This is a genomic window from Paenibacillus sp. JT22N15, assembly GCF_059383755.1.
This window is the reverse complement of the sequence record NZ_JBXENV010000011.1, coordinates 238,648-263,989: the sequence shown is the minus strand read 5'-3', so window position 1 is coordinate 263,989 and position 25,342 is coordinate 238,648. Positions and strand designations below refer to the sequence as shown.

The following is a 25,342-nucleotide window of genomic DNA, read 5'->3' as shown; positions in this document are numbered from 1 at the left end:
CCAGACCGTTCTTTTGCCGGGTAAATCAGTATGTTAGAAAATTACAAAGTCTTGCAAGCGAGACATAGAGTTAGTGGAAATAAATGAACCGTTAAAAGGAGAGTAAGCAGGGTGAAAAAGCAATATACAAAAGTGGTGGCATTGCTTCTTGCATTAGTGTTAATGCTGCAAGTAGCAAGCATAGGTCCAATTGCTCAAGCGGCAGCTACAACGGTGCCAGATGGAGAGTATCCGATCAACTTTCGTTATTTGAAAGACAACACAAATGAAACCTCGATTTTAGAATCGATGGTCGTCGTACCTAATACAGGCAAACTGATAGTGAAAGATGGCAAGGCTCAATTTGAAAATGAATTTTTTAAATATACAGCATTTCAACATTTTTCTGCACGTATGGAAGGCCAAGCGAAGGCAACTATAAATGGTCAAACCGTCACAGGTATGGATGGCTACAAAACAGTAACGCCGACCTTGCTTGGTGATGGAACGAACCCGGATGCTGTTAAAGCGCGGATCGATATAGCTGACTTGAGCCAGCGCCAGGATATTCTGGTGCATATCGTTCTACCGGCTGCAAATTATGATAGTTGGTACAACCTGCAGCTCGATTTGGATACAACAACGCTTCCTACTGGTCCAGTAGATGGTGGTGTTGACAATGGCAGCGGTAGTGAAACAGTAACACTTGAAAAGTTGAATGAGCTTTTCACAGTTACCAGATCCGTCTATGAAAGCACTTATGAAGGCACAGGAGATGGGTTTTATCCTGTTGGCTCCAAAACAAAGCTTTATAATGCAATTCAAATGGCAGATGGTATCGCTGCATCAGCAGGCGGCAATATTGAACTGATTAAAGCGGCCTACGCCATTCTAAATGAGGCTAAAAAAGAGTATGAGGCTGGACGAATTAGCGTCAGCAAAATTGCTTTGTTCCAAGGCATTACAGAGGCTGGTACATTCGCTGCTACTGTGAAAAATACGGGAACAGCAGATAACGGCAGCGGGACGAATATTGTAAGCGATGGAGAATATCCTTATAATTCCGAGCTGAGTATGCAAAATGCTATTAATACGGCTAACAACATGGCTTATAATCGGGATGCTACCCAAAAACAAGTCGATGATGCCCTGCTTGCTTTGCAAAATGTAGAGAAAAACGTAAAAAACAGCCGCTACAATGCGCAGGTAATAGATCTCATTGTTTTGAACTCTCTTGGCAGCGATGCTGAAATTTCTGAATTCGCAGGAGATTTTGCTTCGCAAATTACATTGCTGCAAGGTAAATTAAAACATACAGTTGCTAATATTCCGTTTAAAACAGCGGTAGACGAGTCTGCTTTGAAAGCTTCTTTCCCATCGAGCGGAGGCGGATATTCTACTGCTATCTCTCCACCTTTTTATAAAGTAAACAGCCTTTCTGATGCAGACAAAACGATCTATCAGGTGGCTGTGAGAAACGATAATGCAACCGATAGTACATTCCAAGGGCTGTCATACTTGGTTTACAAAACAGATTCAGTTACAAAATCCGTATATTTGAGCTATAACTCGGAACAGTTTAAGACGCTAAGCGCTACTATTGAAGCAGCACAATTGGTACATGATCAAGCGATTGTAGGCACAGAAGCTGGTCAATACGATAACAACACCATAGCAGCGCTTCAAACTGCTATTGAAACAGCTACAGCGAAAGCCGAGCAATTATCGGCTACAAGATTGCAATTAAACAGTGCCAACACAGCGCTGGAGCAAGCGGTGACAGCATTTAAAGCATCAGCAAACCGTCAGATTTATTTTGCGGCTCTACATGCAACTAATCAGGCATTTTCCAGCATGGACAGCTACTTCCTGAAACCAGCAAACGTAACTTCAGTTGACGGTTCCACCTTTGTAAGCTTTACAATCAAAGACAGCAGTATCGTTACAGCATTCAAAGTGAAGGAAAACGGCGTACTAGTTGATTCTACTATTGTAAGTACGGATACAACGGCTAATACTAGAGTAGTTAAGTTCAAAGTAAGTGATTTGACGGCGCTGTTGGACGCTCAGGTCCATATTTCCATGCCTACGGTCATTGACCCGAGATCAGGACAGCCTTATGAAGCGGATCACAACATTCGTTTGAGCTTTGGTACGGCTGATGCTACAGCTTTGAAAGCTAGCATAGCTGCAGCTCAAAAATTACATGATGAAGCAGCTGAGGGAACAGAAATTGATAAGTATCCAGCGCAGGCAAAAGCTAAATTATTAGCTGTAATTACTGCGGCGAAAGCTATCACAACTAACCCGATGGCATCAGAAGCACAAGTAAAAGACGGTAGTTCTGCTCTGGAACAGGCGGTTATTGCGTTTAAAGCTGCAAAAGTTCTAGGCAATGGCACCTACAGCCTCGTGTTTAAATCTTCTGATGAAGGCATTTCTGATCATTTGGAAGCATCAGGAGTTTTGACGTATAGTAACGGAAGCAACATTATTAGCTTCACTCCTAAAGCGGGAGTAACGATTAAGAAGCTGAAAAATAATGCTACAGGCGCTGAAATTCTTCCAATAGGCTCAACAAGTGGCGCAAACAATGCCGCTTCGCTGGCAAACGCTGTATTCTTGGCAGCAGTTATAACAGGTACGCCTGTTAAATTCGCTGTTCCAAATCTTACAGATACGTATTCGCTTGTTGTTGAAGTTAGCGGGGCAGCAACGGATGTGCAATATGCTGTTCAATTTGCCGACATTACCAAAACAGCTGATGCTCCTGTTACTGAACTGCCAGGAACGACTGTTCCAGGACAACTGGCAGACGGCAACTACTTCTTGCAGTTTGAAATCAAAAAATACGGAACAGATAATAAGTCCGTTATGCAGGATTATGTCATTTCCCCAGGACTGCTGAAAGTTTCGGGCGGCACAAAAACATTTTATATGACGCTTAAGCAGGACAAGGAAATTACAGGGCTCAAATTTAACAATAACAGTGTTAGTGTTGAAAGCAGAGACACGGTAAATAACACGCGGGTTGTCTACTTCAATGTCCCAAATATCAATAATCGCATCGATGGCTGGGTCAAAATTGATTGGGCTGCTATGAATTATTTCCATGAGTATGATATTCAAATCGAGTTCTATCCTAACACTCTAGTAGCGACCGCTGGTTCTGTAGCACCTGGTGTAGGCGATGTGGAAGTCGTTGAAGAAAAAGATCCGAATGCAGGCAAAGATGATTTGAACGAGCCTGTTGTAACGGACTTTAAGGATATTCAAGGCCACTGGGCACAAGCATCTATTGAAAAAGCGCTGGAGCTTGGTATCGTCAAAGGTTATTCCGATGGCAAATTCCGTCCGAATGGCGTCATTACTCGCGCTGAGTTCGCCGTTCTGATCAGCCGGGCCTTGAAGCTCACGGATGGATCGACAAGTGCGACATTCAATGACAGCAAGCAAATCCCTGCATGGGCGAAGCCGCACATTGACCGTGCTGCGAAAGCAGGCTTGATTTCTGGCTATGCGAACGGAACATTCCTTCCAAGCAGAGAAATTAACCGTTCGGAACTGGCCTCCATTATCGTTCGAGCAGCTAAGCTCGACATTGATGAGACGAACGAGCTAAGCTTCGCAGATGCTGCCTCGATTCCCGATTGGGCGAAAAATGACATTGCTGCTGCTGCAAAAGCTGGCTATGTACAAGGCAAAGGCGGCAATAAATTTGAACCGCTTGCTAACGCAACAAGAGCGGAAGCATTGACGCTGATCATGAAGCTTCTGGAAACGAAATAAGCAGGAAACATGAGCACGCAGGGAGATAAAGATAAAGGTACTTCCTGTATGTGAATCCTGCGGTTCATACACAAATGAAGCAAAGCTGACAAGGATGCCGGGAGACCGGTATCCTTGTCATGTTCTCATGAAGGGAGTTAGATAAACGGATGAATAACGCTTTTGGCAAAATGCTTGGAGTGCTCGGATTGATGGCGCTGCTTCTGCTAGCTGCCTGCTCGGCAACAGGCGTTGATCCTGCTGCCAAGGAGCAGCAGGGAGCGGGCCAGTCCGCACAGGCTGAGCAAGCCGAGCCGGCCGAGCAGGCGAAAAATACGGCCGAGCCGGCTTCTTCTCCTGCGGCAGAGCAGCGGGTCGTATCAACAACCGTCGCGATTACGCAAATGCTGGATGCGCTTGAAGTGGAGCTTGTAGGCGTGCCGACCAGCTCCAAGACGCTTCCTGCCCGCTATGACCAAGTGACAAGAGTAGGCAATCCGATGAGCCCAGATATGGAGCTCGTCAAATCGCTCAAGCCGACGGAAATATTGTCGGTGACGACGCTGGAGTATGACCTGAAGCCGGTTTTTGAAGCGGCGGGGATGCAGGCTGATTTTCTCAACCTTACGAGTGTGGAAAGCATGAATAATGCTCTTAAAAAGCTGGGCGAGACGTACAATAAGCAAGCACAAGCGCAAGCTATCGTCGATAAGTTCGAACAGAAGGTGGCGGAGATTCATACGGCTACGGCTGAGAAGAAAAAGCCAAGCGTATTGATTTTGCTAGGCGTGCCCGGCAGTTATCTTGTTGCGACTGAGCATTCGTACATTGGCGATCTGGTTCGGCTTGCTGGCGGCGTCAACATTGTACAGGGTGAAAGTGTAGAGTATTTAGCATCCAACACGGAATATTTGCAGCAGTCGAATCCGGATGTGATTTTGCGTGCCGCCCATGGCATGCCGGAGGAAGTTGTGAAGATGTTCGATAAGGAGTTCCAGAAAAACGATATTTGGAAGCACTTCAGCGCCGTACAAAACGGCCGAGTATATGATTTGGAAGAAGCTTTATTCGGAACGACGGGTAATTTATACGCTGTAGATGCTATCGATGCTTTGATGGGAATGCTCTACCCATAAGCGAATACGGCGTGATGTGGCCCGGCAAGGTTCGGCTCGGGAACTTTTCATAAAGGACGTTGGTCATGATTAAGAAGGTTGGCAGTTTTATTGTCGTTATCGCTTTGCTGGTAGCCGCTATCATTTATTCCGCTATGACCGGGAGTATTAAGGTAGGCATTTTGGATTTGGTGCAGGGTTTATTTTCAGGAACGAATGATCAGGTAGAGGTTATAAAAGATTTGCGGTTTCCGCGTATTATCGTCTCTCTGCTGACAGGAGCTTCGCTTGCGGTGTCCGGCGTATTGCTTCAGGCCGTAATGAAAAATCCGCTTGCGGATGCAGGCGTGATTGGCATTTCATCGGGGGCAGGGCTAGTATCGCTGACTGTTGTAACGGTTTTTCCAGGGCTGTTTTTCTGGATGCCGCTGTTTTCCTTTTTCGGCGGTGCGCTGGCCTGCTACCTCGTTTATGCGCTGTCGTGGAAGTCGGGACTTAGCCCGTTGCGGCTTATTCTCGTCGGGATTGCCATTAATGCGACATTTACGGGACTCGGCCAGTCGTTTAATTATCGCGGCAGCTACGCGGTTACGAGCGTCAATCAGGCGATTTCATCGATTTTCACCATGAAGACGTGGACGGATGTGCAAATTATCGGGCTGTATGGCCTAATTGGCCTGCTGCTGTCCTTGCTGCTCAGTTCATGGTGCAATATGCTCAGCTTACAGGACAAAACGGCGAAAAATCTCGGGCTGCGGGTAACGCGGGCACGGCTGCTGATCTCGGTCGTAGCGGTGCTGCTCGCATCCGTAGCAACGGCCATTGGCGGCTTGATTGCTTTCGTCGGCCTGCTCGTTCCGCATATTGCGCGTACCTTGGTTGGCTCCGATCATAAGGTGCTTATTCCGTTTTCTGCGCTGGGCGGCGCCTTGCTGATTTTAGCAGCGGATACGCTCGGACGGACGGTGCTCGCGCCGACGGAAATTCCGGCTTCGATCATAATGACGATTATCGGCGGGCCATTCCTCATCTTTATGCTTAGAAGGAGTGAGCGCGTTTATGGAAATTAAACAGGTGACGTTCTCCTATGACAAAAAGTCAGACCAGCTTAAAAACATCAGCGATAAAATTGAAACGGGAAAAATAACGACGATTATCGGCCCAAATGGCTGCGGCAAATCGACGCTGCTCGGTATTTTATCGCAAAACTATGCGCCCGCTCATGGGGAGGTGCTGCTCGATGGCAAGTCGCTGGCCCAAATCAAGCCAAAGGAGCTAGCTAAAAAGCTTGCGGTCGTGCATCAGCAAAATGAGGCGCCTTACGATTTAACGGTGGAGCGGCTCGTCAGCTATGGTCGGCTGCCGCATCGCAGCTTCCTCGGACAGGCGAATGAGGAGGACGAGCGGGCGATTGAAGAGGCGCTTGACTCGACCAACCTGCAGCAGAAGCGCAGCCAGCGGCTCAATCAGCTTTCTGGCGGCGAGAAGCAGCGGGTATGGATTGCGATGGCGCTGGCGCAAAAAACGCCGATCTTGTTTCTGGATGAGCCGACGACCTTCCTCGATATGTATTACCAGATTGAAATATTGGAGCTGGTAAAGGCATTAAATCGGGAGCATGGCATGACTATCGTCATGGTACTCCATGACATTAATCAAGCAATCCGTTACAGCGACCGCATTGTCGTGATGAAAGCGGGCGAAATTGTAGCGAGCGGTACGCCGGAGGCTGTTATTACGAAGGAAATCGTAAAAGAAACGTATCAGGTTGATGTGCTGCTTAAGCAAGAAAGCGATACGGGGCTGTATGTTGTACCTGTCGGCATTTGAGCTCGTGATGGATTGAAACTCAGAGCCGAGGTGCAGGCGGGATGCCACACGCTAGAAAGTCGACAGTTCGAGCAGATGGATGCGCGGGCAGTCGGCTTTTATTTTTTTTCGCCGGCTGTAGTGGTAGAATAAGAGGAACAAATTAAGATGAGATAGTGAGGAATAAGCTTATGATACGTTTTGGCCTAATTGGCACCAATAAAATTACAGATTCCTTTATTGAAGCGGCACGCGGGCTGGAGGATTTTGCTTTAGCGGCCGTATATTCGCGAACGTCAGAGCGGGCGGCTGAATTTGCGAGTAAATATAATATCCCACATACGTTCACAGATTTGGAGGAGATGGCAAAGAGCGATCAGGTGGACGCTGTATATATCGCAAGCCCTACCTCGCATCATGCTCAGCATGCCATCACCTGCATGAAGCATGGCAAGCATGTGCTTGTCGAGAAGCCCATTGCTTCAAACGCCCGGGAAATGCGGGAAATGATCGCAGCGGCCAAAGAAAATAATGTGCTGCTTATGGAGGCGATGAAATCGACGTTCGTGCCGAACTTCGCAGTTATTCGCGAGCACCTGCCTAAGCTGGGAGCCATTCGGGGTTATTTTGCATCCTATTGTCAATATTCTTCGCGTTATGATGCTTACAAGGAAGGCAATGTCATGAACGCATTCAAGCCGGAGTTTTCGAATGGCTCGCTGATGGACATTGGCATTTACAGTGTTTACCCGCTGGTCTCATTGTTCGGCAAGCCGAATAAAGTAAAAGCAAGTGCCGTTATGCTGGAGTCCGGTGTGGACGGCAAGGGCAGTCTGCTGCTGCAATATGATGGAATGGATGCGGCCGTGCTGCACTCCAAAATTTCCAATTCCCAGCTTCCAGCGGAAATCCAAGGCGAAGCGGGCAATATGATCATTGAAAATATTAGCTACCCGACTCAGGTGCGCATCGAATACCGCGATGGCAAATTGGAGGAGCTGACGGTGCCGCAGGCAGATAATGTGATGGTGTATGAGGCTGAGGCATTTATTCGGCTCATTCAGAGCGGCCAGCATGAATCGGATATTAATTCGCTTGCGAACTCGCTTGCTGTACTTGAGGTGCTGGATGAGGCGCGCAGCCAGATCGGGCTTGTTTTCCCTGCAGATCGGCTATAATATGGATGTAAGGAAGTAAATGGAATGTGGATGGACCTATTTTATAGAGATAAAGGAGACTTGGAATGAGCGATGCATTTGTAGTTCAATTGGAGAAATATGCTGAGATTATTGTGAAAATAGGTGTAAATGTCCAGCAGGGACAGGCGGTATTCGTGACGGGAGCGATTGAGGCGGCGCCTCTAGTGCGTCTCGTCGCAGAGAAGGCTTATGCAGCTGGAGCAAGCAATGTACATATTGATTGGACGGATGACCAGTTATCCAGATTAAAATATGAAAAAGCGGGCGCTGAAATTTTCGAGCATTTCCCGCAATGGGAAACAGCGAAGCGCCAGGAGTTTGTTGATAAGGGCGCCGCATTTATTTCAATCGTTTCCTCCAGCCCGGATCTGCTGAAAGGGATCGACACGCAGCGTATTTCCAACTACCAGAAGGCGGCGGGAGCAGGGCTGAAGGAATTCCGCAGAGCGATTCAAGCGGACAAGGTGAGCTGGACAGTCGTTGCGGCAGCGGCCAAGGACTGGGCGAAGAAGGTGTTCCCGCAGGCGGAGGACGAGCAAGCTGTCGAGCTGCTGTGGGAAGCGATTTTCAAGGCGGTGCGTCTGCATGCGGAAGATCCGGTTGCGGCTTGGCAGGAGCATAACAGAGCGCTTGGAAGCAAGGGCGAGGCGCTGAACAACTACCATTTTAAAAAGCTGCATTACACCGCTCCGGGCACGGATTTGACAATTGAGCTGCATGACAAGCATCTATGGGTTGCGGCTGGCAGCGAAAACGAGCAAAATGTTCCGTTTATGGCGAATATGCCGACGGAGGAAGTGTTCACCGTGCCGCTGAAAACCGGCGTTAATGGTTATGTGTCGAGCACAAAACCGCTCAGCTATGGCGGCAACATCATTGACCGTTTTAAGCTGACCTTCGAGAACGGACGTATTGTGAAGGCTGAGGCGGAGGAAGGCGAAGCGATTTTGCAAAAGCTGATTGATACGGATGAGGGCGCGCGTTATTTGGGCGAGGTTGCACTGGTGCCGCATCATTCCCCGATTTCGGAGTCGAATATTTTGTTCTACAATACGCTGTTTGATGAAAATGCTTCGAACCATTTGGCGATCGGCAGCGGCTATGCCTTCAATATTGAAGGCGGGAAAAAAATGTTGCCAGAAGAGCTGGAAGCAAACGGCGTTAATGCGAGCTTGACGCATAATGATTTCATGATTGGCTCTGCCGACATGGATATTGATGGCATTCAAGCCGACGGTACAGTCGTTCCTGTATTCCGCAAAGGCAACTGGGCGTTTTAAGACGTGAAAAATAAGCATGAAACAAGGACAGGCTCGGAGCTGCATGTTGCAGCTTCGGGCCTGTTTTTTCGTTTTGTTACCTGATCCGTGCATGATAGCGGTTAGGTTATCTCAGCTAAGCCTAGTATAGCTTGCCTTGGCGGTACAGAACCGTCGAGAGCTTCATCACCGAATGATTATAGCAATTTTGCCGCAGCGTGAAGTTGGCGCTAAAGAAAGAGGGCAATATGGAGCCGAGTGTGCTTTGCATTTTCTCAAACAGCATGCGATGCACTTGCTCTTCGGTCAAATATTGCGTTTCACGGCCTTGCAGCCATTCGAAATAAGAGACGATAACGCCGCCAGCATTGGCCAAAATGTCGGGAATAATAATAACGCCATTGTCGGACAGCTTCTGGTCAGCTTCGCCCGTTATCGGCGCATTTGCCCCTTCGACGATGACCTTGGCTTTCACTTTATCTACATTATCCTCGCGAACCTGCTCCTCCAGCGCGGCCAGCACGAGCACATCGACATCCAGATACAGCACTTCCTCACGTTCCAAAATGTCTGCTTTGAGCTCAAGCTCAGCAAGCTCTTCCTTCGTCTTAGGCAAATCGCCTTGATGGTGATTAGCGAAGTCAATAAGTGCCGGAATCGATAGGCCATCGGCATTGTAAAGCGTTACATTGCGGTCGCTGACTGCCACAACCTTGTTGTTGAGATAGGTGCATTTATGCGCTTCCAACGCGGCGATGGAGCCGACATTGCCGAAGCCTTGAACGGCGATAGAAAGCGATTTTTCCGCTTGGGCGAGTACATTGGCAGCAAACGGATTAGAGCTGTTGGTCAAATAGCCGCGGTGCACTTTAAGAAAATCATGCAGCATATAGCGGAACGTGAAATAAACGCCCTTGCCTGTCGCTTCCCGGCGTCCTAATGAGCCGCCGTTAATGACGCTTTTGCCAGTGAAGCTGCCGAGATACGGCTTGCCGGGATGGATATTTTTATATTCGGCCATCATCCAGTCCATCTCGCGTTCGCCGGTTCCCATATCGGGCGCGGGAATATCCTTTTCCGGACCGAGAATATCGGTAAAATATTGGACGTATTTTTTGCATATAATGTATAGCTCTTTCGCTGAATAATGGCGCGGATTAATGCCGACGCCGCCTTTGCCGCCGCCGAACGGAACGTCGTGCAGCGCATTTTTGAGCGTCATCAAGGCTGCCAGATTGGTAACCTCTTCTTCATTTACGGACTCATGGAAACGAATGCCGCCTTTGTATGGGCCAAGTGTATCGTTATGCTGGATGCGGTAGGCCGGTATGCGAACGACGTCGCCATCATCCATCGTAATGCGTAAAAAAGCTTTATTCACCTTATTTGGCGTGGATAAAATAGCAGCTAAAGACAGGAAAGCCTGATCCCGGTGCTTTCCTTGTAAATCGGACAAAAAGGAGGAGTCTCCCGACAATGCATGCAACGATTGCTGAACGATTGTGCCAGTTTGGTTTGCCATGTTTATTCGACCTCCAGTGTGGGTAACGAAGATTGTAGTACATGGAGCCGGGTGGGGCACCTACATCATTTTAACATAGCAAGGAGAGTAATCCAAAATGTAATATAGGTATTACGTAATAAAAATTATATTTTTTAGTGCTTAAAGCCTATTTCACAAATGGAAAATAATCCAAAAGTATGTTGAAATATGTCGCTTTCCTCGTTAACATGTACAGAGCAAGAGAAAATAACATTAGATAAATAGAGGGAGAAGTGAAAAGGTCATGGAACAACAATATCAAAATCAGAATGGCTATCAGCAGCAAAATCATTTGGCGGAGCCGGTAAGCTTTAAAGAGTGGATGATTACTATTCTGCTCTGCGCTATTCCGCTCGTGAACATTATTATGCTGTTCGTCTGGGCTTTTGGAGGCAATACAAAAATCAGCAAGTCGAACTATGCCAAGGCTTCATTGTTGTGGGCTGCAATCGGTATCGTTTTATACATTTTCTTTTTCTTAGTATTCGGTGCTGCTATTATAGCAGGCATTTCCGAAGGCAACTACTCTTAATAATATTTAAAGCAGCCTGCGTCAAGCAGGTAAACAAATGGCGCTCCAACCCGCTGCCATGCGGCGAGGGGCGTCTTTCATTTTGCCCAAATCATGCTATAATAAACGACAATGAAAGGCTATGAGACTGCGACGAAATAGAGGTGTTACGGATGGCGAAAAAAAATCGGCAGGCAGCAACGCATGCGAGCAAGCCGAAAGCGGACGCGGCGGATAGCCAGCAGGCTACCTTGAAGGATTTGCTGAGTGCTGATGTCCTGAGCAAGCTCAAGGAGCAGTCGAATGCGCTGAAGGCAGCGGAGGAGCAGAAGAAGCAGGATGCCGCCCAGAAGGCGAATGAAGCGCGGAAGCAGGAGCAGAAGCGGCTGGAAAATGATATGGAATATTTGCTGAACAACAGCAAGCCGGGCGACTGGAAAAAATACAAATAAAGAAGTATCGCGCTGTTGCCTGTCAGGCGCAATAAATACAAAAGGAATCATCGCTTCTGCCTGCGTGATTCCTTTTGTGTTTCGTATGCAGTTTATTTACTCGCTCTTGCAGAGTAGGCGTTTTTCGTTCACCAGGCTTCACGCCATTCCAGCTTCCCCGCAGCTGTTCGGGATTCATTAGTCCTCTTTGGGCCAGCTTTTGTCTTGCTTTCTTCGCTTTGCTCATTGCCATCATCGTTTTCCTCCTGTTTTGCCTGCGTATGTGGTGCCCGATGCTTCAAAGCACCTGCTTCTATTATATGCTGAAAATGGTGCTTAGGAAAGGATCGGCTGCTTCCAATTGACAGACTTTGTGGCCTGCGTTACAGTCAATAGACGAGCCAAAAAAGTAAGCGTCATCATAACTGACTGGCTAGACGTCAAAAATCAGGTGAAAATGTTCAATTAACCGTTATATTAGGCTGTTTAGCGCCTGCACAGCGGTTAACTTCGTTATACTGAATAGAGGCGCAAGCACATCATCTTGTATCTTGCTGTTGCGAAAAAAGAAAGGGTGAAGGAAATGTCCGTAGGCGTATTGGCACATTTATTTGGGAGCTTGTCTTACCGGGAGCTGGCTGAGAAGGTGGGCGCTGCCGGATTTAGCCATATCCAGCTGGCAATGTGGAAGGCTATTAATGATGTTGATTTAAATAAACCGGGCAAGCTGACTCCGGGGCTCGCGATGTCGATAGCGGAGGAGCTTCGCAAAAATGGCGTATCGATCTCCGTGCTTGGCTGCTATTTGCATTTTTTTGAGCGCGATGAGCAGAAGCTTCGCGAAAATATAGAGCGCTTCAAGGAGCTGATCCGCTACGCACGTCTGCTCGGCGCGCCTATGGTTGCTTTTGAGACGGGAACCCATCCAGACGGCGTTTATACGGAGCAGGACTGGAAGACGCTTAAATCGACGGTTCAAGAGCTTATAGAGGAAGCGGAAAAATGGGGCGTATTCATTGGCATTGAGGCAGCCAGCAGCCATTTAATTGGCACGGCGGCAGAGCTGCACGCTTTTCTGCAACAGATCCCGTCCTCGCATGTTGGCGTCGTGATCGATCCGGGCAATTTGCTGACGACGGAAAACTTCGCCCGTCAGGACGAAGTGATTGAAGAAGCATTCGCCCTGCTTGGCGACCGGATTATTGGCGCTCATGCGAAGGACCGCAAACCCGATGCGAATGGAGAGCTGCAGACGGTTCCGGCGGGCTATGGCGAAATGAATTACAGCCTGTATATGCGCCTGCTTAATAAGTACAAGCCGGGCGTTCATATTATTATGGAGACGGCGAGCGAGGAGCAAATGGCGTTTTCCAAAAGCTATATTGAGCGCATTCGTTCAGAATACGCTTAGCTTTCAGGCATCCTTTTCATTCTCAATAGAATGAGCCTCAATAAGAAATAGGTGATTAATATGTGGAATGTAATAGTGCCTTATGTAATGCCTTTATTCATGGTTGTTATTATTACGACTTCTCTTATTAAATTAAGAAAAGAATATAAATATAAAGATGGAAAAGGAAAGAAAAGTATTCTTTTAAAGCTGGTTCTCTCATTGGCATTCACTTATTTAGTTATTATGCTTATAATAAATTTGTTTATGAATTATGAATAGTTAGGCGCTTAATAAAAAGGTTGGAATCTCTCTTGTAGAATATTCCCTGTTTTCGAGACAGGGACAACATAACTTGTAAGTTTTTTATAACCAGTCGTCGGTGAATCAACCAGCGGCTGGTTATTTATATTCAAATAATATTTGAATATAGATACAAAAACACCTTCAAGAACAGCTCCTACATCTTACGATATAGAAGCACGTTCTTGAAGGTATTCGATTTTTTTTCGCGCTTGTCGGAAAATCAAACGTGGCAATTTTTCCCCTAATCTCTAAAGCTTAACATCCTTAACGAATTGCAGCAGCTCTTCGGACATTTTAGCGAGCGCTTGGGACGAGGAGGTGATTTCCTCCATCGTTGCGAGCTGCTGCTCGGTTGCGGCCGATACGCTTATTGCGCCGGAGGACGTTTCTTCTGCTACCTCGGCTACGCCTTGCAGGGAAGCCGCCAGCTTATTCGTATCCTCGGACATTTGCTGCGAGGCTTCGGATACCGAGTGGATTTGCAAGGTCACGGAATTAACGGCTTGCTTGATGTTGTTAAAGGACTCACCCGCCGCAGATACCGCAGCAATCCCTGCTTGTACGACTTCCTTGCCGTCATGAACGGATTGGACGGTACGTTCTGTATCCGACTGAATGGAGCGGACGAGCACGGCAATTTGCTGGCTGGACTCAGTCGATTGCTCTGCCAGCTTGCGAACCTCTGCGGAGACGACAGCGAAGCCGCGTCCTGCTTCTCCCGCGCGTGCAGCTTCAATCGCGGCGTTAAGCGCCAGCAGATTCGTTTGCTGGGCAATGCCCGCGATTACCTCGACGATTTTGCCGATTTCATCGGAGCGTGAGCCTAAAATGCTAACGTCCTCCGCAATATTTTGCACCGTAGACTGAATATGGCCCATTTGCTCGACAGCGGATTGTACCGCCACTGTTCCATCTACGGCAGTCTGAGCAGCTGCCCGCGATTTCTCCGAAACCTGAAGGGCGCTCGCCGCAATGCCGCTCGCCTCCACTGACATATTGTTCACAAAAGCTACGCTTTCCTGAACAGCTTTAATTTGCTCCTCGGAGCCTCCTGCTACCTGCTCAATAATTTCAACGACCTGCTCGGTTGCTTTAGTCGTCTGTTCAGCCCCGGCAGTTAACTGCTCGGACGAAGCTGCAACTTGCAGTGCATTTTGTGACACTTGCTCAATCAAATGGCGTAAATTTTGCGACATCGAATTAAAAGATGCGGCTAAAACGCCTAGTTCATCACGATTTTTCACCTTAACGGCTTCGCTTGTCAAATCCCCATTCGCAATTCGCTCTGCGACGGCAGTAATTCGAACAATGGGCACCGTAATCATCCGGCTGATGAAATATGCAATAGCAAGGCCTACAACAATCGTGAGCAGCGAAATAATGAGAACCATCAGCTTCGTGCTTGCCACTTTGGACGAGGTGTCCTCCGAGCTTAGGCGAAGCACCTCTTCTTGTTCTAGAACGAAACGGTCTGCCGTTTCCATAAATTTACTGATAATCGGTTCGTTTTTGGCGGCGAGGCGCATATAATCCTCTACTTTATTCTGTTTCTTGAATTCAATCATTTCCTCGGCATTGCTCGTATAGCTTTGCTGAAGCAAATCGAGTCCTTGCAGCAGCAGCCAGTCATTTGAATCGGTTGTCATGCCCTGCAGCTGCTGGCTGACTTCATTATAACGACGAACGGAATCACGGTAGGCATCGATTTCCGCTTCGTCATTCATCAGAAGATAGCCTGTAATGTTCAAGTTTTCATTTTTAATAGCGAGGCTTAAATCTTTGACGAGACTGACACTATGGGCGCGTTCCTGAAGCAGCTTCTGATAGGTGCTGTTAATCGAGCCAATCTCCACATAGTTGAGAGTAGCGATCACAATGAGCAGCAGCAGAATCGAGAAAAATCCGCCGTAAAGCTTTTTACTAATCGTTAGTTTCATCGGTTATTGTCCTTTCCCCTAAGAAGCGGCATCTGCGAAAATTTCATTCGCGCCGTCCCGGAATTGTTTTGCGGCTTCAACCGGCGTAATTTGCCCAAGCAGCGTTTGATTTCTAATTTTGGTGAACAATGTGTTGATGCTGCTGGATGTTAGGGGAACTGGCGGATCAAGCGGGCTTGAATTTTTCTCAACTTCACCCATGTACGTGTATTGCTCTTTATCGGTTTCCTTCATTGTGCTGAGCAGATGCTCGCGCACCTTGGCTGTGGCAGGAACACCGCGTTCGCCAAGCAAAATTTCATTCGCTTCAAAATTGTTGAAGAAAAAGTCAACGAATAAAGCTGCTTCATCCTGCAGCTTCGTATAGGCAGAGATCGAGAAATACATCGAAGGCTTGACATAGTTTCCTTCAGAGCCGCCTTTAAAGGCTGGAAGCGGCAGCAGCTTCAATGCTTTGCCTGACAAGTTAGTAAAGGAGACGACGTTGTTGCTCGTCAGCCTATGGAAAGCAGCGAGTTGATTTGCGATAAGCGCATCTTTATCCGCTGAGCGGTCTTTAAGTAGGGCTACGCTTGCCATCAGACCTTCATCGATAAGCATTTTCTCCATCGTGAAGAAGTCGGATAAATATTCATCCTTATCATAGCCGAGCGAGCTGCCGTCCTTGGAATAGTAGCTTGCTCCCCGCTGTCTGAGGTAATAAGCAAAGTCGAGCGAATCCGTTCCGATTGGGACAAAGTCCGGCTCATTTATTTTTTCTTTAAGATCACGGGCTGTTTGAATGAAATCTTCATACGTATAGCCTGCTTCCGGAACGGGAACGCCAGCCTTTTCGAATATTTCCGGGTTATACATCATGCTTAGTGCATTTATGCCAGTAACGACGCCGTAAAGCTTGTCGTCTATTGTGCCTGTCGTGCGCGAGCTTGCATCAAGATCAGAAAGATCAAGCTTGCCGTTTGCAGCCAAATCATCCAGGGGCAATATCAGCTTGCGCTTGGCAAACTCATCTATATATTTATAGTCCATTTGGATGACATCAGGGAAGTCTTGATCAGCTGCTTTCATGGCGAGCAGTGTCCAATAGTCGGCGTTAGTTGCATCTACTGGTTCAACTTTAATAGTTGGATATTGCTTTTCAAATAAATCAATAACTTTAAGCGTTCTTTCACGTCTTCCATCATTGCCCCACCAATAAACTTTAAGCGTTTTTTGCCCATTTTCTGTTGCTTCAGACTGTGTAGTAGCGCCTTCATTCGTGCAGCCAGTAGCGATTAAAGCAACAATGACGACAGTAAGGATGATGAATCGGATTTTATGAGCTGTCTTCACTTATTTCCCCCTTGCGGCTTTTTTTGCCATTTATAAATTGTTTAATACTTACTATATCGGATTTACAATTTTTTTAATTAGAGCTGACATGTCCAACTTTATTGAACTGATGGCGAATACTATTTTGCTGCACTGTTCGCATAGGTATTAGAAGAAGACCTGGCATCGAAGCCGGGGGACGGCAACGAAGTGGAGCGCCTGCCAGCGGACGGCTTTCGGCCGTTTCACCTTGTCACAAGGGGAGGAATTTTCGATCGTGTCCATAGCAGGAAGCAATCAGCAGCTGATTATACCAGAGGGATTATCGTTCCAAAATGTGACCGAAACCCGCTTAACCTTTCAGGATGTCAGTGAGCGGATTTGCAGCTTTATTTCTAGCGATGTGCGGGCATCGTATCATTTTGTAGTGGGGACGGACAGCCAAGTATTTCGCGGGTATACGAAGTTTGTTACGGGGGTTGTCATTCACAGAATTGGAAATGGGGCCTGGGCCTGCTACCGCCAAACGGTTGTTCCCCGGGAAATGATGAAGCTTAGAGAGAAGCTGACGCTGGAGACGGTTTTGTCGCAGGAGGTTGGCTATTATTTCAAGGATGGCGTGCTGAAGCGAATGGAGGATTTGCTGCTGCCTTATGTGTATCAAGGGGCCTCACTGGCGCATTTCATTGATATTGATGCTGGAACGGTGCCTTCTATTAATGAAACCTCGCTGTATGTGCAGGAAATGGTAGAGCGGGTGCAGGGAATGGGAACCTATGCCCCGCGGGTCAAGCCGGACTCTTATGCGGCTTCTTCCTACGCCAACCGTTTTACGAAAAAAGCGGTGCCCCGCTATAAGCGCAGGAGCCTGCTCTGAAGCAGCTATATTTCAGGCAAGTTTTCTTGCATATACTGTGGCACTTAGCTGCCCAGCATGGTATATTTCTGTTAGATCATAGGAATAGAAAGCAGGGATTATCGTGCGTATTGGGGCAATTGAGGCAGGCGGTACAAAATTTGTATGTGGTGTAGGCAATGAGCATGGCGTTATTGAGGATCGGGTAAGCTTCCCGACGGAAAAACCAGAAATAACGATGGCGAATGTAATCGACTATTTCAAGGACAAGCAGGTTGAGGCGATTGGCGTCGGCACATTCGGTCCGATTAATATTGATAAATCCAGCCCGCAATACGGGTTTGTTACAACGACACCTAAACCGGGCTGGGGGAACTTTGATTTTCTTGGCGCGCTGAAAGCGCATTATAACGTGCCTTATGGCTGGGATACAGATGTGAATGCGGCGGCTTACGGGGAAGCGGTGTGGGGTGCTGCTAAAGGTTTGGACAGCTGCATTTATTATACGATTGGCACTGGCGTAGGTGTAGGCGTTTATTCGGAGGGCAAGTTGGTCCATGGGCTTGTGCACCCGGAGGGCGGCCATATATTGACTCGCCGTCATCCTGAGGATACCTATGATGGTTTTTGCCCTTATCATGGCGACTGTCTGGAAGGCGTAGCGGCAGGTCCTGCTATTGAGAAGCGCTGGGGCGTCAAGGCAGTAGAGCTTCCGCCAGAGCATAAGGCGTGGGAGATGGAAGCTTTTTATATCGCACAGGCTGTAGCGGGCAGCATTTTGCTGCTGTCGCCTCGTAAAATTATTTTGGGCGGCGGTGTTATGCACCAATCGCAGCTGTTCCCGCTTATTCACGCCGAAGTGAAACGCGCCTTGAACGGTTATGTGCAGGCGTCGGAAATTTTGAACAACATTGAAAATTATATCGTATCGCCAGGACTAGGCGACAATGCCGGACTATGCGGCTCGCTTGCGCTTGGGCTTGACGCTTTGAAGAATAGCGGGAAATAAGCAGTCCATTAAAAGGAGACGGTCATGCAGAAACCATATGAATTACCTCGTGCAACACCGGAAAGTCAGGGAATAAGCTCGCAAGCTATTCGTTCTTTTTTGGCAGGCATTGCAGATAATAAGTTGGAGCTGCATGGCCTGATGCTTGTCCGGCATGGGCATGTAGTAGCCGAAGGGTGGTGGACGCCCTATCAAGCAGACAGGCAGCATATTGCTTACTCGCTCACTAAAAGCCTGAGTTCAATGGCGATTGGCTTCGCGGTGGAAGAAGGGCTGCTTTCCGTGGAGGATGCGGTGCTGGACTATTTTCCCGAGGAAGCGACCGAGGAGGTCAAAGCCAATATGGGCGGGCTTAAAATTCGCCATTTGCTTACGATGTCCACCGGACATACAAACGACACGGCACGCTTTGATATGTTCCAATCCTGGTTGTCGGATCACGTCACTCCCAAAGTAGGCGACCGGGCCGACCGCAATTGGATAAAAGGATTTTTCGAGCAGCCGATTGATCGTGAGCCAGGCACTTTTTTCCTCTACAACAGCGGGGCCAGCCATATGCTGTCAGCGCTTGTACAGCGGGTGAGCGGTCTTGATCTGCCGGACTATTTAATGCCGCGGCTGTTTGAGCCGCTCGGTATTGAGCGTCCAGCATGGGATGCGGCGCCTGATGGCGAAGCTACTGGGGGCTGGGGAGCCAGGCTGAAAACGGGGGATTGGGCGCGTTTTGGCCAAATGCTGCTGGATAAAGGCATGTTTAACGGCAAGCGGATTATTTCCGCCGAATGGATTGAACAGGCGACTGCCAAGCAGGTGGACAACATCAATCACGGGGACGTCGTAACAGGCTCCGGCACGGATTGGCAGCAGGGCTATGGCTATCAATTTTGGCAATGCAGACATGGCGCCTATAGAGGCGATGGGGCTTTCGGCCAATATTGCGTCGTCCTGCCGGAGCAGGATGCGGTAATTGCCATCAACAGCTTTGTGCAGGATATGCAGCTAGTGATGGACATGATGTGGGAGCATTTGCTGCCGGCCATGCTGCCGCATGCGCTGCCAGAAAATAAAGCTGAGCTGGCGGACTTGCGGGAGAAGCTGGGCAGCCTTGTTCTTGTGGAGCGCGCTGCGCAGCCACGCCCTCTATTTGCCGAAGGCACGATTCGTTATGAGGTAGAGCCAAACGTGGATGGGGTCACAGAGCTTAGCCTGACATTTGGCGGAGAAGTGACAACTTTAATGTGGAGCGATGCGGCAGGTGCGCATCGTCTGGACTCTGGTCATCAAGAATGGTATTATGGCAATGAGCTGGCCTATGAAGCCACAGCATCCCGTGCGACATGGCTGAGCAGCGACATGCTGGTTTTCGATATTTGCCGCGTCTTTACGCCTTATCATGACGAGGTCATTTGCACATTCAGCGGCAGTCGTATTACGATCGCCTACAAGCATTTTGATTTTGTAACCCGGCATGGCGAGCTTGCTGGCGAGCGGCTTTCAATCTAGCATTTGACAACTATTCTATTAAACTTGAAGCTGCGGAGAAAGGAGGCCTTTGGTCATGAAGCGTTTGTGTCATAGCCGTATAATGTCCATGGGCCTCTACGGGCCGTTTTAAGCATAAGCATGAAGAGGAAGTGGCTTATTTATTATAGGCCGCTGCCGCAGGCAGCTTCTCTTCATATGCAGGTAGACCGTAGGCTGATGGCTTGCGGTCTTTTTTTGTCCAAATATAGGAAAGTATATGATTTCGCCATACTTTCTCTATATTTCTCGGACTGAAACGCGCCAAGCCGCCAGAGGACGGCGACAGCCGTTTCACCTTGTGCCTGACGGGAGGGGCGGACAAGCCCAATCGTAATTCCTATTTTAAAGGAGATAATGCCCCATTTATGATTACCAAAACGTATAAACCTTATATTTTCAAAGCAGAAGCAGGCCAGTCCACCGATGATTATTTCAATTATGCAACGGCCGTCCAAACGATTAAAAACATGCTGGAGGAAGCATTCGACTCACCTATGCAGCTGTACATGCAGGATGACGGGGACGATGTGTGGGACTGGGTATCGGATGATCTCGCGAGCGGATACGAAGGGGTAAAGCGGGAGGCCGCTATATACGACTTGGTGGAGGATCGCTCATTCCGCTTTGAGGATTCGAAGTCCGAAGCCAATTACCGGATCAATCCTTCGCTGCGCAATAATGTCATTACTTATCCCGAATATGAGGTAGCTTTCGCGCGTATCCCGTTTTTGCGCCAGTATGGTCTGAATACGGAAGATATTATTTTCGCGAAAAATGATGAGTCGATGCGTGCTTTTCTCGAAGCGATGCAGGAGCGGCAGCTTAGCGAGCGGCGCGTGACGATTTTCACCGATACGAAGGAAGGGTTTGAGCGCAGCAAGGAGCAAATTACGCGTATGGTGGAACGCGACGAGGTGATGATGAGCGATTCCTTGAAGCAGCAAATCTATCGTTCCATTGATGAGTTTTTCTCTAGGGATCGCGAGTTTTTCCAAACCTATAACGTGCCGTACAAAAGGGGTATTTTACTGTATGGCAAGCCGGGGAACGGCAAGACGACGCTAGTAAAATCAATCGCGGGCAGCGTAGAGGCTCCAGTCGCCTACTGGCAAATTACCGAGTATACGACGAGTGATTCGATTCAACAGGTGTTTTCCGCCGCGATGAAAATGGCGCCCATGATTCTCGTCATTGAGGATATTGATTCGATGCCGGATTCGGCACGCTCCTTCTTCCTCAATACGCTCGACGGGGCAACGTCCCGTGAAGGGCTGTTCCTGATCGGCACTACGAACTATCCGGAAAAAATCGATCCGGCGCTCATGAACCGCGCCGGCCGTTTCGACCGGGCCTATGAGATGAAGCTGCCGGATAAAGAGCTGCGGCTCGCCTATTTGCAGCGCAAAGGGTTCGGGAGGCTGGCAGAGGAAGCAGATGGACTTATGGAGGACGCAGCGAAATTTACCGAGGGCTTCTCGTTTGCCCAGCTCAATGAGCTGTATGTGTCCGCGGCGCTGCAGAAGCACTACGAGCAAAGTGTAGATTTGAAGCGGGTCATTGAAGAGCTGAAAACAGACTTTGATAAGGATCGCCGCGGAGTATGGATGGCTGACAAGGGACAAAAGCCGGTGGGCTTTCAGCCGGTTTAAGTATGTCTGGCAGCTAATAAACGTAATCGGATGGCGGCAAAGGATGCTGCCATCCGATTACGTCTGAAATGAAAGGAGAGTCGAAACGGAAATGGATTATGGTTCAAATGCAATCTCGGTATCCCGGCATTCGCGTGGACGCCGTCGTTCGCCTTGGAAGCGAGTGCTGTTATGGGCAGCCATTGTCGTCATTATTCTCATCCTGGGAATTATTTTGTTTTTGCAGGCGAAGACGTATAGTCCGCTGGAAGAAGCGCTGGCCGCGCTGGATAGCGACAGCTCGGTTCAGGTAAGCGAGCTGAAGCATGGCTACCGTTTTGAGCCGGGGGAAGGCAAAGAGCTGCTCTCGCCTAATATTATTTTTTATCCAGGAGGGCTGGTGAAGCCGGAAAGTTATGCGCCGCTTGCAAGGCGTCTTGCAGAAGCTGGACATCGCGTTTATATTGCTTCCATGCCATTTAACTTGGCGCTCACTGCGCAGGACCGCGCAGATGAATACATAGCGGAGCATCCAGAAGAAAGCTACGTGATCGGCGGGCATTCGCTTGGCGGAGCCTTTGCTGCGAGATATGCAGCAGAGAATCCGAATAAGCTGGCCGGCATCTTTTTCATGGGCGCATATGCCGATGACGGCGCTGATTTGAGCGGCAGCAAGCTTGCAGCGTTGCAAATTACGGGAACGCTGGATGCTGTGCTGAACAAGGAAACGTGGGAGCAGTCCAAGAAAAACTTGCCTGCCGATCAGACCGAATATGTATCGATTGAAGGCGGAAATCACGGCGGCTTCGGTACCTATGGCAAGCAGTCCGGCGACAACGATGCAACGATAACGGCATCCGAGCAGGCGGACGAGGTAGCAGCCGCAATCAATGCTTGGCTTTCGAAGCTGCAAAAATAAAACGGTTGCAAAAGGATATTTTAGCCATTATAATGACGTTGAAAAGGTTTTCAAAAAAAGAAAATAAAGGATGGTTTGGCGATGAAGCCTACGATCCGCGACGTTGCTAGAATGGCTAACGTATCCATCAGCACCGTTTCCCGTGTGATGAATGCGCCGGAATCGGTCACGAAGGATAAGCGACAGCGTGTGCTAGAAGCGATTGAAAGCTTGAATTACCACCCGAATGCGCTGGCCCGAGGTCTTATTTTCAAAAAGTCGCAAATGCTTGGTGTTCTCATTCCCGACATCCGCAATGCTTATTTTGGCGAAATTATTCGCGGCATGGAGGATGCGGCTAAGCAGCTCGGCTACAATTTGATGATTTGCAATACGGACCGAGTGCCGGAGCGAACTATTTCTTATCTGGATACGTTGAACAAGCAGCAGGCCGACGGTTTATTGTTCGTCAGCGATTATGTCCAGAAGCAGTATTACGAGACGATGCAAGCTTGCGGTTATCCTGTCGTGCTTGTGTCTACCGTGTCTTTCGAATACGAGCTTCCATCCGTCAAGGTTGACGAGGAGGCAGCCGCTTTCGAAGCGGTCAGTTATTTAATTGAACAAGGGCATCAGCATATTGGCCTCATCTGCTTCACGCTGCCCGACCCCATCTCAGGTCAGACCCGCCATGACGGCTTCGTCCGGGCTCTCGAACGAAACAACCTCCATCATTGTGCAGACTACGTAGAGTTTGCAACACACTGGTTTGAAGAAGCATATGCAGCCACCTCCCGCTTATTCGACCGACACCCACACTTAACTGCTGTATTTGCTTGCTCCGATGAATTTGCAATGGGCGTCATTTCCTGCTTGCATGACCGCGGAATCCGTGTTCCCGATCAAGTATCCGTTGTAGGCTTCGACAACCTGCGCATGTCCTGGATGACGATACCGAAGCTGACGACGATTGCCCAGCCTATGTATGCGATCGGCTGGAGAGCTGTAGAAAAAATGCATGAGCAGCTTGAAGGAAGAGAAGCTGCTGTCCTAAGAGAATGGCTTCCTCACGAGTTAATCGTCAGAGAGTCCACTTTGCCCATGTCTCATACATTGTCTCATACCTTACATCACAGCATTGGGAATAAAAAAGCATAGGCCGATGCCTATTTGCTGTTCTTGTCACCCGCGGTTCATTTGCTGAATATGTTTAATGTAAGCGTGTTCATTTTGGGCGGAGCATGGGGTTTCGTCTGCCCTCTCATTTCGTTTGAATCGTGAAGGGAGTGATGCAACGTTACACTTTGATGATAGTCTCCATATGAAGACAGCTTCCATGAACGACGTACAACTGGCATACGTACATCATGCGGCGAACGTTCATCAACGAGAATGACTTGCGATTCACTTGACTATGAACGATAAGGGGATGGTTCTTTTGAAAAAGCCATTTAAGTTTGGTTATACGCTCATGCTGAGCATGGTTCTCATTTTGGCGCTGCTTGTTTCTGCTTGCAGCAGTGGAAATGGCGGAAGCAATAGCGCTGCAAGCGAGGAACCAGCAGCGACAGCTACGCCTGAGGCTAGTGCGGAAGCTACGCAGGAGCCGGCAGGAAACGCAGATGGTTCGCCGCTAGAGCAGGCGCTTGCCGGCAGCTACAAAGGTACCAAAGTCACGATGTTTGGCCCATTCGTAGATGTGGACCAGGCGAAATTTGAGGAGAGCATCAAGGCGTTTGAGGAACAAACGGGTATCGATATTCAATATGAAGGCTCCAAGGAGTTTGAAGCAACCGTTGCTATTCGGATCGATGGCGGCAATGCCCCGGATATTTCCGACTTCCCGCAGCCGGGACTGCTGGCGAATTTCGTGAAATCGGGCAAGGTTATCGATGTGTCGCAATTTTTGGACGCCGATAAGCTGAAGGGCAACTACAATCAGAGCTGGCTGGATATGGCGACGATGGAAGGGCCAAGTGGACCGATGATGGCCGGAGTATGGAATCGCAGCAGCGTGAAAAGCCTCGTCTGGTATCCGAAGAAAGAGTTTGATGATGCGGGCTATACCGTACCAAAAACATGGGATGAGCTGCTGGCGCTAACCGAGCAAATCGCCGCAGACGGCGATCCGGCATGGGCAATTGGCATCGAGAGCGGAGCAGCAACCGGCTGGCCTGCGACTGACTGGATCGAAGATATTATGCTGCGCACCACAACAGCTGAAAACTATGACAAATGGGTCAAAGGCGAGCTGCCATTTACAGATCCTGCTGTAAAAAATGCATTCGAGAAGCTGTCGCAAATTTGGCTGAACGACGATTATGTATACGGCGGACGCAAGTCGATTGTAACGACCTCATTCGGCGATTCGGTGACGCCAATGTTCGATCATCCGCCTAAAGCCTGGCTGCATCGCCAAGCCAGCTTTATTACAAGCTTCTTCCCTGAAGGCTTGAAATCCGGCGAGGATTATGACTGGTTCTATTTGCCGTCGATTGATGAGGCCTATGGCAATCCTGTACTTGTTGCCGGCGATTTGTATGCGATGCATAACGACCGTCCAGAAGTGCGTGCGGTTATGGAATTTTTCACGACAGGCGAATCGATTAAGACTTGGGTGCAGTCCGGCGGCGTGGTCGCGCCAATGAATGATGCAAGCCTTGATTGGTATCCAACAGATGTGGAGCGCAGAATGGGCGAGCTGGTGAAAAATGCTTCGACGCTTCGCTTCGATGGCTCTGACCTTATGCCTGGCTCGGTAGGAGCAGGCACGTTCTGGAAAGGCATGACGGACTATATTAGTGGCACCGTTGATTTGGATGGCGCGCTTAAAGAAATTCAGTCAGGCTTCAATAATTAAATTTTAATT

20 protein-coding genes are annotated in these 25,342 nt (G+C 48.6%); 16 read left to right on the top strand and 4 right to left on the bottom strand.

Annotated features, from left to right (window positions below):
• The first annotated feature begins 111 nt into the window (after positions 1–111).
• The 6 genes from AC50X8_RS22520 (at position 112) to AC50X8_RS22495 (ending at position 9,150) form a co-directional block, all read left to right on the top strand.
• Positions 112–3,768 (top strand): NEAT domain-containing protein, encoded by a 3,657-nt coding sequence (locus tag AC50X8_RS22520; protein WP_494881605.1) that lies wholly within the window; start codon positions 112–114, stop codon positions 3,766–3,768.
• Positions 3,769–3,917: 149 nt separating this feature from the next.
• A complete protein-coding gene (gene isdE / locus AC50X8_RS22515; RefSeq protein ID WP_494881603.1) occupies positions 3,918–4,883 on the top strand; it encodes a heme ABC transporter substrate-binding protein IsdE in 966 nt (321 codons plus the stop codon).
• A gap of 65 nt (positions 4,884–4,948) precedes the next feature.
• Complete coding sequence (locus AC50X8_RS22510; RefSeq protein ID WP_056037247.1) at positions 4,949–5,932, top strand: FecCD family ABC transporter permease; 984 nt, start codon at positions 4,949–4,951, stop codon at positions 5,930–5,932.
• Entirely contained in the window at positions 5,922–6,692 is a 771-nt protein-coding gene (locus AC50X8_RS22505) for an ABC transporter ATP-binding protein (RefSeq protein ID WP_494864153.1), read from the top strand. The genes AC50X8_RS22510 and AC50X8_RS22505 overlap by 11 nt, the downstream gene beginning before the upstream one ends.
• Before the next feature lie 170 nt (positions 6,693–6,862).
• Positions 6,863–7,849 carry a Gfo/Idh/MocA family protein gene (locus tag AC50X8_RS22500; RefSeq protein ID WP_494881601.1) on the top strand — a complete coding sequence of 329 codons (987 nt, stop codon included), beginning with the start codon at positions 6,863–6,865 and terminating at the stop codon, positions 7,847–7,849.
• A gap of 65 nt (positions 7,850–7,914) precedes the next feature.
• The gene (locus tag AC50X8_RS22495) at positions 7,915–9,150 is read left to right on the top strand and encodes an aminopeptidase (protein ID WP_494881599.1); all 1,236 of its coding nucleotides are present in this window, start codon (positions 7,915–7,917) and stop codon (positions 9,148–9,150) included.
• A 121-nt stretch (positions 9,151–9,271) separates the two neighbouring features.
• On the opposite strand, the gene AC50X8_RS22490 is transcribed toward AC50X8_RS22495, so the two are convergent.
• On the bottom strand, positions 9,272–10,651 hold the full coding sequence (locus tag AC50X8_RS22490) for a Glu/Leu/Phe/Val family dehydrogenase (RefSeq protein ID WP_056037232.1): 1,380 nt from the start codon (positions 10,649–10,651) through the stop codon (positions 9,272–9,274).
• A gap of 265 nt (positions 10,652–10,916) precedes the next feature.
• On the opposite strand from AC50X8_RS22490, the gene AC50X8_RS22485 reads away from it, so the two are divergent.
• Positions 10,917–11,204: a hypothetical protein gene (locus tag AC50X8_RS22485; RefSeq protein ID WP_056037229.1), complete on the top strand. Its 288-nt coding sequence runs from the start codon at positions 10,917–10,919 to the stop codon at positions 11,202–11,204.
• Between the two features lie 152 nt (positions 11,205–11,356).
• Positions 11,357–11,635 (top strand): YqkE family protein, encoded by a 279-nt coding sequence (locus tag AC50X8_RS22480; RefSeq protein WP_494881597.1) that lies wholly within the window; start codon positions 11,357–11,359, stop codon positions 11,633–11,635.
• 22 nt (positions 11,636–11,657) lie between these two features.
• Here the strand turns inward: AC50X8_RS22480 and brfA are convergent, their stop codons facing one another.
• A complete protein-coding gene (gene brfA / locus AC50X8_RS22475) occupies positions 11,658–11,867 on the bottom strand; it encodes a ribosome rescue factor BrfA (RefSeq protein WP_056037222.1) in 210 nt (69 codons plus the stop codon).
• Between the two features lie 330 nt (positions 11,868–12,197).
• Between brfA and AC50X8_RS22470 the strand changes: the two genes are divergently transcribed.
• On the top strand, positions 12,198–13,025 hold the full coding sequence (locus AC50X8_RS22470) for a sugar phosphate isomerase/epimerase family protein (protein WP_056037278.1): 828 nt from the start codon (positions 12,198–12,200) through the stop codon (positions 13,023–13,025).
• 533 nt (positions 13,026–13,558) lie between these two features.
• On the opposite strand, the gene AC50X8_RS22465 is transcribed toward AC50X8_RS22470, so the two are convergent.
• A complete protein-coding gene (locus AC50X8_RS22465) occupies positions 13,559–15,247 on the bottom strand; it encodes a methyl-accepting chemotaxis protein (protein WP_056037220.1) in 1,689 nt (562 codons plus the stop codon).
• Between the two features lie 18 nt (positions 15,248–15,265).
• A complete protein-coding gene (locus tag AC50X8_RS22460) occupies positions 15,266–16,579 on the bottom strand; it encodes an ABC transporter substrate-binding protein (protein WP_056037217.1) in 1,314 nt (437 codons plus the stop codon).
• A gap of 256 nt (positions 16,580–16,835) precedes the next feature.
• On the opposite strand from AC50X8_RS22460, the gene AC50X8_RS22455 reads away from it, so the two are divergent.
• From AC50X8_RS22455 to AC50X8_RS22425, 7 genes are all read left to right on the top strand, one after another.
• Positions 16,836–17,435: a ribonuclease H-like YkuK family protein gene (locus tag AC50X8_RS22455; protein WP_494881595.1), complete on the top strand. Its 600-nt coding sequence runs from the start codon at positions 16,836–16,838 to the stop codon at positions 17,433–17,435.
• A 103-nt stretch (positions 17,436–17,538) separates the two neighbouring features.
• Positions 17,539–18,423: an ROK family protein gene (locus tag AC50X8_RS22450; RefSeq protein WP_056037214.1), complete on the top strand. Its 885-nt coding sequence runs from the start codon at positions 17,539–17,541 to the stop codon at positions 18,421–18,423.
• A gap of 24 nt (positions 18,424–18,447) precedes the next feature.
• Complete coding sequence (locus AC50X8_RS22445; protein ID WP_494881593.1) at positions 18,448–19,926, top strand: serine hydrolase domain-containing protein; 1,479 nt, start codon at positions 18,448–18,450, stop codon at positions 19,924–19,926.
• Positions 19,927–20,312: 386 nt separating this feature from the next.
• Positions 20,313–21,596, top strand: a complete 1,284-nt coding sequence (locus AC50X8_RS22440) for an AAA family ATPase (RefSeq protein WP_494881591.1) — start codon at positions 20,313–20,315, stop codon at positions 21,594–21,596.
• A gap of 91 nt (positions 21,597–21,687) precedes the next feature.
• Positions 21,688–22,494, top strand: coding sequence for an alpha/beta fold hydrolase (locus AC50X8_RS22435; protein WP_494881589.1), 807 nt, complete (start codon positions 21,688–21,690; stop codon positions 22,492–22,494).
• An 81-nt stretch (positions 22,495–22,575) separates the two neighbouring features.
• On the top strand, positions 22,576–23,631 hold the full coding sequence (locus AC50X8_RS22430) for a LacI family DNA-binding transcriptional regulator (RefSeq protein WP_494881587.1): 1,056 nt from the start codon (positions 22,576–22,578) through the stop codon (positions 23,629–23,631).
• Positions 23,632–23,911: 280 nt separating this feature from the next.
• Complete coding sequence (locus AC50X8_RS22425; RefSeq protein WP_494864160.1) at positions 23,912–25,333, top strand: ABC transporter substrate-binding protein; 1,422 nt, start codon at positions 23,912–23,914, stop codon at positions 25,331–25,333.
• Positions 25,334–25,342: the final 9 nt, after the last annotated feature.